This is a genomic window from Erysipelatoclostridium sp. AM42-17 (assembly GCF_003480255.1).
GTDB lineage: Bacteria > Bacillota_I > Bacilli_A > Erysipelotrichales > Coprobacillaceae > Faecalibacillus.
This window is the reverse complement of sequence record NZ_QUIN01000012.1, coordinates 1-14,819: the sequence shown is the minus strand read 5'-3', so window position 1 is coordinate 14,819 and position 14,819 is coordinate 1. Positions and strand designations below refer to the sequence as shown.

13 protein-coding genes are annotated in these 14,819 nt (G+C 32.5%); 11 read left to right on the top strand and 2 right to left on the bottom strand.

The genetic code is table 11. The features are described 5' to 3' along the window. Positions 1 to 62 precede the first annotated feature (62 nt). The gene (locus DW911_RS05875) at positions 63 to 293 is read right to left on the bottom strand and encodes a helix-turn-helix domain-containing protein (RefSeq protein ID WP_002578307.1); all 231 of its coding nucleotides are present in this window, start codon (positions 291 to 293) and stop codon (positions 63 to 65) included. A gap of 175 nt (positions 294 to 468) precedes the next feature. Here DW911_RS05875 and DW911_RS05870 point away from each other — a divergent pair, with 175 nt between their 5' ends. Together DW911_RS05870 and DW911_RS05865 are read left to right on the top strand one after the other, a co-directional pair. Then, positions 469 to 1,098 carry a helix-turn-helix domain-containing protein gene (locus tag DW911_RS05870; RefSeq protein ID WP_108817232.1) on the top strand — a complete coding sequence of 210 codons (630 nt, stop codon included), beginning with the start codon at positions 469 to 471 and terminating at the stop codon, positions 1,096 to 1,098. 86 nt (positions 1,099 to 1,184) lie between these two features. Further along, positions 1,185 to 2,480: a tyrosine-type recombinase/integrase gene (locus tag DW911_RS05865; protein WP_108817231.1), complete on the top strand. Its 1,296-nt coding sequence runs from the start codon at positions 1,185 to 1,187 to the stop codon at positions 2,478 to 2,480. Positions 2,481 to 2,591: 111 nt separating this feature from the next. Here the strand turns inward: DW911_RS05865 and DW911_RS05860 are convergent, their stop codons facing one another. Beyond that, positions 2,592 to 4,229: a cation-translocating P-type ATPase gene (locus DW911_RS05860; RefSeq protein ID WP_118607582.1), complete on the bottom strand. Its 1,638-nt coding sequence runs from the start codon at positions 4,227 to 4,229 to the stop codon at positions 2,592 to 2,594. A 406-nt stretch (positions 4,230 to 4,635) separates the two neighbouring features. On the opposite strand from DW911_RS05860, the gene DW911_RS05855 reads away from it, so the two are divergent. The 9 genes from DW911_RS05855 to DW911_RS05815 all read left to right on the top strand — a co-directional run bounded on the left by DW911_RS05855 (position 4,636) and on the right by DW911_RS05815 (position 14,661). Beyond that, the gene (locus tag DW911_RS05855; protein WP_118433091.1) at positions 4,636 to 5,535 is read left to right on the top strand and encodes a LysR family transcriptional regulator; all 900 of its coding nucleotides are present in this window, start codon (positions 4,636 to 4,638) and stop codon (positions 5,533 to 5,535) included. Positions 5,536 to 5,641: 106 nt separating this feature from the next. Next, positions 5,642 to 7,918: a 5-methyltetrahydropteroyltriglutamate--homocysteine S-methyltransferase gene (gene metE, locus DW911_RS05850; protein ID WP_118607581.1), complete on the top strand. Its 2,277-nt coding sequence runs from the start codon at positions 5,642 to 5,644 to the stop codon at positions 7,916 to 7,918. Between the two features lie 122 nt (positions 7,919 to 8,040). Then, positions 8,041 to 9,510, top strand: a complete 1,470-nt coding sequence (locus DW911_RS05845) for a glycoside hydrolase family 1 protein (protein WP_118433087.1) — start codon at positions 8,041 to 8,043, stop codon at positions 9,508 to 9,510. A 402-nt stretch (positions 9,511 to 9,912) separates the two neighbouring features. Then, positions 9,913 to 10,893: an ABC transporter substrate-binding protein gene (locus DW911_RS05840; RefSeq protein WP_118433085.1), complete on the top strand. Its 981-nt coding sequence runs from the start codon at positions 9,913 to 9,915 to the stop codon at positions 10,891 to 10,893. Positions 10,894 to 10,903: 10 nt separating this feature from the next. Then, positions 10,904 to 11,782, top strand: coding sequence for an ABC transporter permease (locus DW911_RS05835; RefSeq protein WP_118433083.1), 879 nt, complete (start codon positions 10,904 to 10,906; stop codon positions 11,780 to 11,782). Then, positions 11,776 to 12,561, top strand: a complete 786-nt coding sequence (locus DW911_RS05830) for an ABC transporter ATP-binding protein (protein WP_118433081.1) — start codon at positions 11,776 to 11,778, stop codon at positions 12,559 to 12,561. The genes DW911_RS05835 and DW911_RS05830 overlap by 7 nt, the downstream gene beginning before the upstream one ends. A gap of 39 nt (positions 12,562 to 12,600) precedes the next feature. Continuing rightward, the gene (locus tag DW911_RS05825) at positions 12,601 to 13,011 is read left to right on the top strand and encodes a peptide deformylase (protein ID WP_118607580.1); all 411 of its coding nucleotides are present in this window, start codon (positions 12,601 to 12,603) and stop codon (positions 13,009 to 13,011) included. Beyond that, the gene (locus tag DW911_RS05820) at positions 13,011 to 13,877 is read left to right on the top strand and encodes a DMT family transporter (protein ID WP_118607579.1); all 867 of its coding nucleotides are present in this window, start codon (positions 13,011 to 13,013) and stop codon (positions 13,875 to 13,877) included. Before DW911_RS05825 ends, DW911_RS05820 begins: the two co-directional genes overlap by 1 nt. Beyond that, the gene (locus DW911_RS05815; protein ID WP_118607578.1) at positions 13,870 to 14,661 is read left to right on the top strand and encodes a Cof-type HAD-IIB family hydrolase; all 792 of its coding nucleotides are present in this window, start codon (positions 13,870 to 13,872) and stop codon (positions 14,659 to 14,661) included. Before DW911_RS05820 ends, DW911_RS05815 begins: the two co-directional genes overlap by 8 nt. Positions 14,662 to 14,819: the final 158 nt, after the last annotated feature.

Genomic DNA, 14,819 nt, shown 5'->3' with positions numbered 1-14,819 from the left:
TGTAGGTATATCATGACTCCGGTCTGATAGAACCTTTGGCGGTTTCTTCGGGAACCGCTTTTTTAAGTTGAACCGTTTCTTGTGACTGCTTTCACATTTCCCTTATCCCTCAAGTCTCTGCCCTCGTTGGCTTCCATAAAAAGTTCCAGCATATCCGTTTTGATCAGGACTTTTCTCCCGACCTTTAATACCGGAAGTTTCTTCCATTCCACCAGTTTTCTCAGGGTGTTCCTGCCGATTCCCGTATAATCAGCAGCTTCCTCAATAGATAAGGCAATCTTTCTTTGTGTCATATGACCACCTCCTCTTTAGTTGCATTATGCAATTTCATTTGTGCTGTCAGTATAGCGTGTTTATATTGCTTTGTCAAGCATTATGAAATTATGTTTCTTTTTCTTAAATTGCATATTGCAATATATTTTGTTGCGTGGTATAGTAATGACATACCGAAAAAGGAGGCACATCAGCATGAAAGATAAAGAACTACGCAAGCTGATCGGCAGCAGGGCAAAACAGCGCCGTCTCGAATTAAATCTGACACAGCCTTATGTCGCAGAGAAGATGGGAGTTACCGCTTCCACAATCCTGCGTTATGAGAATGGTTCGATTGACAATACCAAAAAGATGGTACTGGAAGGTCTTTCGGAAGCACTTCATGTATCGATTGAATGGCTCAAAGGGGAAACCGATGAATATGAAACTGATATTACGGATAAGAAAGAATTACTGATTCGTGATGCGATGAGTGATATTCTCAAACAGTTACCGCTCGACCTCAATAAAACAGAAGACGCATTTTCCAAAGACTTACTGCTGTTAATGTTAAAGCAATATGAACTGTTTCTGGATTCGTTTCAGTTCGCCTGTAAAAATTACAAGGGCAGTACCAAAGATGCGGACATTGCCAAAGTAATGGGCTTTGAATCGAAAGATGAATATAACGAGATCATGTTTCTCAGGGAGATCACACATACTGTCAACGCATTTAACGATATGGCAGATGTGATAAGACTCTATTCTAAGAAACCGGAAACAGCAGAACAAAGACTTGCCAATCTTTTATCCGAAGTTATGTATGAGGATTCTGAATCGGTATAGTAAGACAACCGGAGTTGTGATATACTTACACGCAAGAAGCATTTCAACAGTTCCGATTGTCTGATATCGAAAGGAGACATACGATTATGGCAAAAGGATCTGTTAGAAAAAAAGGAAAAAAATGGTACTATCGCTTCTATGTAGAAGATGCAAGCGGTAAAATGGTTCAGAAAGAATATGCTGGAACCGAAAGTAAAAGTGAGACGGAAAAACTTCTCCGCAAAGCACTGGAAGATTACGAAAATAAGAAGTTTGTCGCAAAGGCAGACAGCCTTACGGTAGGAGAGCTTCTGGATATGTGGGCGGAAGAAGAACTGAAAACCGGGACACTCAGCAACGGCACAGTGGAAAATTATCTTGGTGCAATCCGCTGTATCAAAAAACACCCGATTGCAGACCGCAAACTGAAAACAGTTACTGCCGAACATTTACAGGCATTTCTTGATCTGCTTACATTCGGTGGTGAGTTTCCAGACGGGAAAGTAAGAAAGGGATACAGCAAAGATTATATACATTCTTTTTCCGCAGTGTTACAGCAGTCATTCCGTTTTGCAGTATTTCCAAAACAACTAATCAGTTTCAATCCGATGCAATATATCAAACTGAAACGACAGGCAGAGGAAGTTGACCTCTTTTCCGATGATGAAGTGGAAGAAGGCACACAGCCGATTTCACACGAGGATTACGAGCGACTTATCAAGTATCTGGAAAAGAAAAACCCACCTGCCATTCTGCCGATTCAGATTGCGTATTATGCCGGGCTCCGTATCGGAGAAACCTGTGGTCTTACATGGCAGGACATTAACCTTGAGGAACAATGCCTGACCATAAAACGCAGTATCCGCTACGACGGCATAAAACACAAAAACATTATCGGACCAACGAAACGGAAGAAAGTAAGGATTGTTGATTTTGGCGATACTCTGACTGAAATATTAAAAGCTGCCAGAAAGGAACAACTCAAAAACCGGATGCAGTATGGCGAATTATATCACCGCAATTACTACAAAGAAGTTCATGTGAAAAACAGAGTCTATTATGAATACTATCATCTTGCCGGAACACAGGAAGTCCCGGCAGATTACAAAGAAATCTCCTTTGTCTGCTTAAGACCGGATGGCTCTTTGGAACTGCCGAGTACACTCAGCATTGTATGCAGATCAGTGTCAAAAAAACTGGAAGGATTTGAAGATTTCCATTTCCACCAGTTACGTCACACCTACACCAGCAATCTGCTTTCCAATGGGGCTGCACCGAAAGATGTACAGGAACTGTTAGGACACTCTGATGTCAGTACCACAATGAATATTTACGCTCACTCAACAAGAAAAGCAAAGCGGGATTCCGCAAGACTTCTTGATAAAGTAGTGAGCAATGCTTAACTAAAAATTTCCCTTATTTCCCTTGCGGATTCCGCATAAGGGCAAAAATAAGGGAAAATACATATCATTTCACTATCTAAGAGGCTGTAAGCCTTGAAAAATAAGGAAAGTTCAGGAAATCTCTCCACAAATTCCGATTTGTAAGGCAATACTTTTAGCGGTCACAATGTGATCACCAGTAATCATAACAGGTTTAATGGATGCTTGACGGCATGCTTTTACAGCTAGTGGACTTTCATGGCGAGGAGGATCCATAAGTGAAACTAAGCCAATGAAAGTAAGTTGATTTTCATCTTCTACTGTTAAACCAAAAGATGTACATGGCCTATAAGCAAAGGCTAAGACACGTAAACCTTGGCTGGCAAGCGTTTGGTTTTGTTTTAAAATAGTTTGTTTATGGAAATGAGTGAGTTTTTCTTTTTTGCCATGAATTAAAATGGTTTGGCATTTTTGTAAGATAACATCAGGAGCGCCTTTACTATATAGATGGTTTTTAGAAAGAACAGACATCATTTTTCTGGTTGAATCAAAAGGAAGTTCATTTAAATGAGATAAAGTAGGAAAATGATGATAGTTTACAAGATCAAGTAAGGCAAGTTCGGTAGGATCGCCAATTCTTTGTTGGTTATTTATGGAAGCATTATTACAGAGTGAACATGTTTTTAATAAAGTGAGATGATCATGTTTTTCTTTGTTTAAATCTTGATAGTGGTAAAGTTGGTCATAGAAGTAAATATTTTGAACTGTCATTTTATTTTGCGTTAAAGTTCCAGTTTTATCACTGCAAATAACAGAAATACAACCTAAACTTTCTACGGCACTTAAGTTTTTAATAATGGCATGTTCTTTTGCCATTTTTTGGGTAGAAAGTGATAAAACAATTGTGACGATAGAACTTAATGCTTCAGGAATTGCAGCAACAGCTAAAGCTACAGCAATCATAAAAGCATCAAGCGGTTTTTGTTTAGCTAAAAAGATATTAAGAAAAAGAACCAGAATACTGATAATGATGATAATAATGGATAATTGACCACTAAATTGATCTAGATTTTGTTGAAGTGGGGTTTTACGTTCTTGAGTATCGTTTAGCAACTGGGCAATTTTACCAAGTTCGCTGTTCATACCGATACTTGTTACAACATAGCGACCAGTACCGTTTGTCACTAGACTGCCAGAAAAGACCATATTGTTTTGATTAGATATCATGGTTTCTTTAGATAGAGGGTGACATTGTTTATCAATACTTTCTGTTTCGCCAGTCAAGGCACTTTCATTGGTTTGCAAGGATGAAGCTTCGATAATTCTACCATCTCCACTGATAACATCGCCAGCTTCAATTTGAACAATATCGCCAATGGTCAACTCATCTCCGGGGATCATTTGTAATGTTTGATCTCTTAAGACTTTAACTTGAGGTAAAGATAGTTTTTTTAAACTATCTAGGGATTTTTGGGCTTTGATGGTTTGATGAGTACCTAAAATGGCATTCATGACAATGACAACAATAATAACAATGGTACTTTCAAATTGACCACTTAATCCAGATATAATAGCTGAAATAATTAAAATGATAACAAGTAAGTCTTTGAATTGGTCAATGAATATTTTGATGGGTGATTCATTTTTTTGCTTAAGCAAGACATTTTTACCATACTTTTCTTGATGTAATTTCACATCTTGGCTTGATAAGCCATAAATAGAACTATGACATAATTTTAATGTTTCATTCACTGTTTTTTGATAGTACATAATATTTCCTCCTACAATTTTACAAAAAAGACAAGATCGTTAAAACATAAGCCTTAACGAGTCTTGTCTTTAAGATGCACCAGAATATAGATTCGCGATTGTTGGCAACATCACACAGCTGTGAGACTACTCCCTCATTACTAACATTATAGCAACATTCTAAAGTATTATGCTTAAAATTACACAATCTTAACAAAAATAATGTGTTATAATGTTAGAGAAAATTAAACATTTTCTTTTATCTATCATTGATAGAACACGGAATAGGGTGTAATTCCCTGCGAGTCGGTCACTGTGAAGCCATGAAGGATAAGTCAGATACGTGAAAAGAAAATGATGTTTCTGCCGGAACCGGAAGCATGCAGATGTATGTTTCCTTGTTTGGTAATAAAACAGGGGGATGAAGATGACATTATTACAGTTAAAGTATGTAATTGCCGTAGCGAATGCGGGAACGATTAGTGAAGCAGCCAAGCAGCTTTATATTGCTCAGCCAAGCTTAACTACAGCAATTAAAGAATTAGAAAATGAGTTGGGAATAACCATTTTTATTAGAACTAACCGCGGTGTGATTTTATCAAGTCAAGGTGAAGAATTTTTAGGTTATGCCAGACAGGTGATTGATCAGACGAATTTGATAGAAGAAAAATATTTTGGTCAAGCACCAGTTAAGCATCAGTTTTGTATTTCTACACAACATTATTCTTTTGCCGTAGAAGCATTTGTTTCTTTAATTAAAAAATATGGGGGTCAAGAATATGACTTTAGAATTAGAGAAACACAGACGTATGAAATTATTGAAGATGTTGCTAGATTAAAAAGTGAAATTGGTATTTTATATTTAAATCGTTTTAATGAGACAGTCATCAAAAAGACGTTAAAGGAAAATGATTTACAGTTTCATTCACTGTTTGTAGCTAAACCTCATGTTTTTGTAGGTAAGGATAACCCATTAGCTAAACAAAACCTAGTTACATTAGAAGATTTAGAGCCTTATCCTCGTTTATCTTATGAACAGGGTGAGCATAATTCATTTTATTTTTCTGAAGAAATATTAAGTACTTTAGATAGTAAAAAAGATATTATGGTGTGTGATCGAGCTACGCTTTTTAATTTGTTGATTGGGTTAAATGGTTATACAATATGTAGTGGTATTATTAATGAACAATTGAATGGAAAGAATATTGTAGCGATACCTTTAGAGGTGGATGATTATATGGAAATAGGTTACATTACGCATAATAAAGTCGTTTTAGACCAGTTTGGTAAGCATTATATAGAAACACTTATTGAATATACAAAATAAGCGGTGATTATAGTTTTAAACTATAATCAACCGCTTTTATTTTATATTTTACGTTGATAAAGAAGCATTTTATACTTGAGTTATCAAAGAAAGATGAGGGGAAAATATGAAATATTCAATTATTGGATTTCCACGTATTGGAATTCATAGAGAATTAAAATTTGAAACTGAAAAATATTTTAGAAACGAAATTACACAAATTCAATATCTTGAATTTGTTAGAGAACAAAGAGCATTACAATGGAATAAGCAATTAGAACATCATGTATCTTTTATACCATCCAATGATTATTCTTTATATGATGGTATGCTTGATACGACCGTGATGTTAAATGCAATTGAAAAGCGTTATTTAGATTTAAATGTAGATGATTTAAAGACTTATTTTTCTATGGCTAGAGGTTATCAAGGAAAAGAAGGTGATGTTAAGGCACATACAATGAAAAAATGGTTTAATACTAATTATCATTATATGGTTCCTGAACTAGAAGATGATACATGTATTAAATTAAGAAATCTTGATTTTCTACAAGGATATAAACAGGCTAAATCAATAGGTATTGAAACAAAACCAGTTATTATTGGACCTTATACATTTTTAGATTTAGCTAAAGTAAATGGAACTAAAGATAAAAAAGATTATGTTACAGATTTAAAGAAAGCTTATATTGATATTATTGAACAGTGTCATCAAGCAGGGGTGGCATGGTTACAAATTGATGAGCCTTCTTTAGTTAAAGATATGGATCAAAATGATGTAGCGTTATTCGTTGATTTCTATCAGGAAATATTAAAATATAAAGGAACAACTAAGGTTTTATTACAAACTTATTTTGGGGATGTAAGAGATTGTTATCATGAAATTTGTGGACTCAATTTTGATGGGGTAGGTCTTGACTTTGTTGAAGGAAAACAAACATATGATTTAGTTAAACAGACACCTTTACCAAAAGATAAGATTTTATTTGCAGGATTAATTAATGGTAAAAATATTTGGAAAGCAAATTATCAAGATATTTTAAGACAATTAAAACAATTAAGTGAAAATCAAAATGTGATTTTAAATGCATCATGTTCTTTATTACATGTTCCTTATACAATTGAAAATGAAACACAGATGGATTCAAATATTAAAAAGCATTTTTCATTTGCTTATGAAAAATTAAAAGAGATGGATGAAATATGTCAATTATTTGAAGATGAACATTATCAAGAAAATGAACTTTATATTCAAAATCAAAATTTATTTAAAGAAAGTGTATTAAGAACAAATCAACAAGTCCAAGATGCCTTAAAAGCATTAAAAGAAGATGACTTTATTCGACAAGTTCCTAGAAGTCAAAGACGCTTAGTACAAAAAGAGAAACTGAATTTACCATTATTACCAACAACTACAATTGGCTCATTTCCACAAACTAAAGAAGTCAAACAAACAAGGTTTAAGTATAAAAAAGGTAAAATAAGCTATGATGATTATTGTCATGAAATGCAACGTCATATTAAAGAATGTATTGAATTACAAGAAAAAATAGGTTTGGATGTACTTGTTCATGGAGAATTTGAAAGAAATGATATGGTTGAATATTTTGGACAACAATTACAAGGGTATGTCTTTACAGAAAATGGTTGGGTACAGTCATATGGAACAAGGGGTTTAAAACCACCTATTATTTTTAGTGATATTAAAAGAGTTAAACCAATGACGGTTGATGTCATCAAGTATGCCCAATCATTATCTAAAAAGGAAGTAAAAGGAATGCTTACAGGTCCTGTTACAATATTAAACTGGTCATTTCCTAGAGTTGATATTTCATTAAAAGAAATGATGTATCAAATTGCCCTTGCAATTAAAGAAGAAGTGTTAGATTTACAAGCGGCAGGAATTCATATTATTCAAATAGATGAGGCAGCATTAAGAGAAAAACTTCCATTACGCAAGGCGGATTGGCATCATGATTATTTAGACTTTGCGATTAAAGCATTTCGTTTATGTCATAGTAAAGTCAATCCAGAGACTCAAATTCATACTCATATGTGTTATAGTGAATTTGAAGATATTATTAAAGAAATTGATGATATGGATGCAGATGTGATTACTTTTGAAGCCGCCCGTTCAAAATTAACAATTCTAGATGAACTGAAGAAAAATGATTTTGAAACAGAAGTAGGTCCAGGTGTGTATGATATCCATTCACCAAGAATTCCAAGTGTTACAGAAATTGAAGCGGCATTAAAAGTGATGCTAGAAAAGATATCGGTTGAATCTTTATGGGTCAACCCAGATTGTGGTTTGAAAACACGTGGTGAAAATGAAACAGTAGCAAGTTTAATCAACATGATAACGGCAGCACAAAACTTAAGAAAACAATTAAATAAAAATTAATTTAAAAATAAGGATATCTTGAAAGAGATATTCTTTTTTTGCATTTTTTGAAAATCGCTAGTCAAATCAGCTTTATTGGCTTTAAATAGAAGGGTAGAAAAAATGAAGAGGAGATATAAAAAATGGTAAGACAATTTCCAAAAGGATTTTTATGGGGTGGTGCCACTGCTGCCAATCAATATGAAGGTGGATGGAATGAAGGAGGAAAAGGAATTTCAGTATCTGATTGTGCTAGACATCATTTAGATGTTGATGTTCAAGATTATAAAGCACAAAATGCTGTTACTTCAAAAGATATTGAAGATGCTTTAAAATCAAATGATGATTCTCTTTATCCTAAAAGACATGGTGCGGATGGTTATCATCATTATAAAGAAGATATTAAATTGTTTGCAGAAATGGGCTTTAAAGTATATCGTATGTCTATTGCCTGGTCACGTATTTTCCCTAATGGTGATGATTTACAACCTAATGAAGAAGGACTAAAGTTTTATGATGATGTTTTTGATGAATGTTTAAAATATGGCATTGAACCTTTAGTAACAATGTCACATTATGAACCACCTATTAATTTAGTATTAAATTATGATGGTTGGGCTTCAAGAGAAGTTGTAGATATGTTTGTACGATATGTAGAAACAATTTGTGAACGTTATAAAGATAAAGTCAAATATTGGTTAACTTTTAACGAAGTAGACTCTATGATTCGTCATCCTTATACTACTGGTGGATTAATAGAAGATCGTTTTCCAAATAGAAATTTCCAAGAAGTGATTTTCCAAGCAATGCATCATCAATTTGTAGCCAGTGCCTTAGCTACAAAAATCTGTCATGAAAAGATACCGGGATCAAAAGTAGGATGTATGCTTACAAAATTGACTTATTATCCTTATACATGTAAACCAGAAGATGTCCTTCAAGCTCAACAAGATATGAGAAGCACTTATTGTTATAGCGATACGCAAGTGTTTGGTGAATATCCTGCTTATTTGTTAGCTAAATTTAAAAATGAAGGTCTTCATATTAAAATGGAAGATGGCGATTTGGAAATTATGAAAAAATATCCGGTAGATTTTGTTTCATTTAGCTATTATTCTTCAAGTTGTGTTGCTAAAGATGACCAAGGTTTAAAGAAAACAGCAGCTAATACGAATGTAGCCATTAAAAACCCATATATTCCAAGTTCTGATTGGGGATGGCAAATAGATCCGATTGGTTTAAGAATTTCGTTAGTAGATTTATATGATCGTTATCGTAAACCATTATTTGTTGTAGAAAATGGTTTAGGAGCTAAGGATGAATTAATCAATGGTACTGTAGATGATCAATATCGTATTGACTATTTTGATGCTCATTTTAGAGAAATGTTAAATGCGATTGAAATAGATGGTGTTGATTTAATGGGATATACATCTTGGGGATGTATCGACATTGTAAGTGAATCAACAAAACAAATGTCTAAACGTTATGGCTTTATTTATGTAGATGCAGATGATTTAGGAAATGGAACATATAATAGATATAAGAAAAAATCATTTGATTGGTATAAACATGTTATTGAAACAAACGGTGCTTGTTTATTTGAAGATTAATGTTATTTCCTAGGAAATGATGTCGACATTATTGACAAGTTCGTATCAATGTGATAATTTATATACATACATAAACTTGTGATTGGGAGATAAAACAAGGAAAGCCCTCAAAGAGAGTCTAGGATGGTGAAATCTAGATAGTAAGCAACTTGGTAAATGGACCCATGAAGGCAAAGGGGAAAGGTAACGAGTATCTTTTGACGTAAGCCTACGTTACAGGGCAAGAATGTGATAGCATTTTAAAACTTAAGGTGGCATAGCAGATATAACATCTGTCCTTTTGGGACAGGTGTTTTTTGTTTTGAAAATGCGATTTCATAGAAAGGGGTTAATTTATGAAATTGAAACGATGGTGTTTGGTTAAAAACTAAAAAAATCAAAACAAAGAAAAGGGGAAAAATAATGAAAGCAAAAAGATTATTAAAATTATCAATGGCAGTAGCCTTAACAGTAGGATTATTAACAGGATGTTCAAGTAGTAAAGAGGATGTAAAAGAAGTTGCAATTGTTCAATATGTTGAACATACTTCATTAGATACAATTAAAAAATCATTTGATAAAGAAATGGATAAATTAGGATATAAAGAAGGAGAAAATATTCACTATACATTTAAAAATGCTCAAGGAGATATGAATACAGCACCTTCTATTATTCAAGGTTTCCAATCAAGTGAAAAAGATTGTGTTGTCGCTATTGCTACACCAGTAGCGATGTCAGCAGCAACAATGGCTAAAGATACACCTGTTGTTTTTGCAGCTGTAACTGATCCAGTATCAGCAGGATTAACAAGTTCTTTAGAAAAACCTGATAAAAATATCACAGGAACAAGTGATGAAATTCAAGTCGATCAAATCTTAGATAAAGCACTTGAAGTGAATCCAAATTTAAAAACATTAGGTGTAATTTATAATAAAGGTGAAGTAAATTCAGTAACTAATATTAAAAAAGCGAAAGCTTTCTGTGATAGTCATGGTATTGTTATGGAAGAAGCAACAGTAACAGGTGTTAATGAAGTTCAAAGTGCAATTGATGTATTAAATACAAAATGTGATGCTGTTTTTGCTCCAAATGATAATATGATTGCTAGTGCAATGAATATTGTTGGACCAGCATGTGCTAAAGCTAAAAAGCCATTATATGTAGGTGCTGATTCAATGGTACAAGATGGTGGATTTTTATCAGTAGGAATTAATTATGAAAATTTAGGGAAAGAAACAGCTAAGATTGTTGATCAAGTTTTAAAAGGTAAAAAAGTAAGTTCTATTCCAGTTAAAGTATTTAAAGATAATTTAAATATTTATGTTAATAAAAAAGTGTTAAATGAATTAGGAATTACATTACCTGATTCAATTAAAAATGATAAAGCTTATGTAGAAATGTAGGGGTTATATGATGAGTCAGACGGTTGTATTAGGAGCGTTAGAATTAGGTGGTATTTTTGCAGTTTTATCACTTGGTTTATATATCAGTTATAAAGTGTTAGATTTACCAGATTTAACAGTAGATGGAAGTTTTACTCTAGGAAGTGCTGTAAGTGCTGTGGTTACCTTACACGCTTCTCCTTATTTGGGGTTAGTGTTATCTTTTATTGCTGGGGTTATGGCTGGAATTGTAACAGGTTTATTAATCACAAAATTAAAAATTATGCCATTACTTGCCGGTATTTTAACAATGTCTGGTTTATATTCTGTTAATTTGATGATTATGAATGAAACACCTAATCTCTCTTTATTTGGATATAAAACAGTGTTTAGTCAATTAGAAACAATTACACCTTATGCTAAAATTATCATTATTTATGCTCTTGTTATTGCTTTGGTTGTTTTACTTGATTTATTCTTAAGAACTCAATTAGGCTTATCATTAAGAGCATGTGGTGATAATGAAGCAATGGTAAAAGCAAGTTCAATTGATAGTGATAAAATGAAAGTATTAGGTTTAGCGTTAGCTAATGGTTTAGTTTCTTTATCTGGCGCTATCTTTGCTCAACATCAAAGTTTTGCTGATATTACTAATGGAACCGGAATGATGGTTATTGGTCTTGCTAGTATTATTGTAGGAATGACATTTATTAAAAAAGAAAAGATTTTAATGCAATTGATTGCAGTCGTTTTTGGGGCTATTTTTTATCGTTGTATTTTAAGTATTGCCTTACAATTTGGGTTACCTTCTGGTTATTTAAAATTGTTATCAGCAGTATTAGTAGTAATTGCTTTAGCTATGACTAATGGCTCTTTAAAAAGTAAGAAAAGAGGGAGAAAGTCATGTTAGAACTTAAAGATTTGTCAGTTGTATTTTATAAAGGAACTGTGAATGAAAAAGTTGCTCTATCACATGTGAATTTAAAGTTGGAAGCAGGAGACTTTGTTACAATTATTGGTAGTAATGGTGCCGGTAAATCAACTTTATTTCAAACAATATCAGGAGCAGTAGAAAGTGATAGTGGTCAAATTTTATTAAATGGAAAAGATATCACTTTTGAACCTGAATATAAAAGAGCTCGTCATATAGGAAGACTTTTTCAGGATCCTTTAAAAGGAACAGCACCACATATGACAATAGAAGAAAACTTACATTTATCTAATCAAAGAGGAAAACATTTTTCATTGTCTTTAATGTCACATAAATATCGCACTCTTTTTCAAGAATCTTTAAAAGAATTAGATTTGGGATTAGAAAATCGTTTAGATATGAAAGTGGGTTTACTTTCAGGGGGACAAAGGCAAGCCTTGACTTTATTGATGGCAACATTAGTGACACCTGATTTACTATTATTGGATGAACATACTGCCGCATTAGATCCTAAAACGGCTCAAAAAGTATTACAATTGTCTGATAAAATAGTTAAAGAACATCATATTACAACAATGATGATTACTCATAATATGGAAGATGCTTTGAAGTATGGCAATAAAACAATGATTATGAAAGATGGTCAAATTATTGCTTTAATAGAAGGCGAAGAAAGAAAAAAGATGACGGTAGAACAATTAATACATCTTTATTCTTCTTCAACAAAAGAGTATACTGATCGTGTATTTTTAAAATAAAGATTTTTATAAGAAATCTTTTTTAGTGAGGAAAAAATCATGATAAAAGAAATAGTAAAAGATAATTTTATATTGTCACAAGTATGCCAAGATGCAACAAAGGAAGATCTTTATATTGTTGATGATTTACTAGATACAATCAAGTTTCATCAAACTCATTGTGTTGGAATGGCTGCTAATATGATCGGATATTTAAAAAATATAATTGTAGTTGAGAATCAAAATGAATATCTCATTTTAATTAATCCTGTTATTGAAAAAGAAACAGGAACTTATCAATGTGAGGAATCTTGCTTGTCACACACTGGTGCAAAGCAAACTCAAAGATATCATAAAATAAAAGTATCTTATTTAGATGTTCAATTTAAAAAGAAAATAAAAACATTTGAAGGATTTACTGCCCAAATTATTCAACACGAAATCGATCATTGTAAAGGAATTCTTATTTAATGAAAAAACAAGGCTATTTTTTAACATTATTATCTGCAGTGATTTTTGGTTTAACACCAACTTTGGCTAAAATAACTTATCAACTAGGTAATAACGGTATAACGATGGCATTTTTAAGACATCTTATTGTTATTCCAATTTTATGGATAATGATTAAAATAAAAGGCTATTCATTAAAGATAACCAGAAAACAATTAAAAGATATTTTATGTGTTGGCATTATTGGTAATGCATTGACTGTGATTTTACTTTATACATCTTATAGTTATATAGGAGTCGGGAGTGCAACAGTTTTACACTTTATGTACCCTTTATTTGTTTGTTTAATATATTATTTTTATTATCATCAACCACTTGGTAAGGCCACACTTTTGTGCCTTTTATTAGCAACCGTAGGTATTACTTTTTTTATTGAGTTTAATCAAAGTAGTTTTTTGGGGATGATTATGGCATTAACTTCAGGAGTGTTCTTTGCTTATTATCTTGTAGGAGTAGATAAAAAAAGATTAGGCTCACTTAATCCCTATGTACTCAATTTTTATTTTGCTATATCTATTGCGGGCTGTATCCTATTAATAGGAGGTTTAACAAGACAAATTCAATGGGTCTTGCCTTTGAAAGTATATGGTTATGCATTAGTGATTGCCATTTTAACATCTATTATTGCTATTATATGTTTACAGCAGGGAATTAAATATATAGGTGGGAGTCGTGCTTCTATCATTAGTATGTTTGAACCGGTAACAAGTGTTATTTTTGGCTGTTTTATTTTAAAAGAACAACTGACAATATTAAAAATCATAGGTTCTATTTTAATATTAGGATCTATTCTCTATATGATTATAAAGGAGGAAAATCATGATTAAATTAATCGCGACAGACATGGACGGAACTTTTCTTGATTCACAAAAAAGGTTTTCACCAGAATTTATTGATATGTTTTATGAACTTAGAAAGAGACAAATTCATTTTGTTATTGCTTCAGGTAATCAATATTATCGCCTTTATCAAAAATTCTTACCTATGTCAAATAGTATGTATTTTATTGGAGAAAACGGAAGTTATATAGCAAAAGGGTGTCAATTACTGTCAAAAAATGTAATAGAACAAAATAAAGTAGATAAAGTAATTTCTATGATTGAGACGATGCCTGAACTGAGAATCATTCTTGCTGGAGTAAAAAATGCATACTGTCTGAATAAATATAAAGAATTAGAAAAGCAGGTGGCTACATATTATTGTAATTATCAATTTGTAGAAAGTTATCATGATATTAATGATGAGATTATGAAAATTGCTATCTTTGATCCTGAAGGGAAGATTATTCAGTATGCTGATCAGATTGCTAAAGGGATTGATACAAGTTTAAAGGCAACAACATCTGGCAATGAATGGATTGATATTCAAAATGCAGACATTAATAAAGGTGTAGGCATCCGTTTTTTACAAAATGAATTAAACATAAAACCAGAAGAATGTATGGCTTTTGGTGATCAAATGAATGATTATACACTATTAAAATCGGTGAAATATAGCTATGCTATGGCTAATGCGGTTTTAAAGATTAAAGAAATATCATACGGAATTGCGCCTAGCAATGACGAACAAGGTGTATTGCAAGTGATTAAAAAAGAAGTTTTTGAACGTTAGAACCTCTTTTTTTTTACAAAAAAATTAAAAAAATAACAAAAAAGAGTAGACAAAGCATAAAAACCGTGATAGTATAAATAAGCACTCAGCGAGAGACGTATGAGTGAGAGATCATTGAAAACTAAACAGTAAACGAATAAAACACAACGTCAATTAAG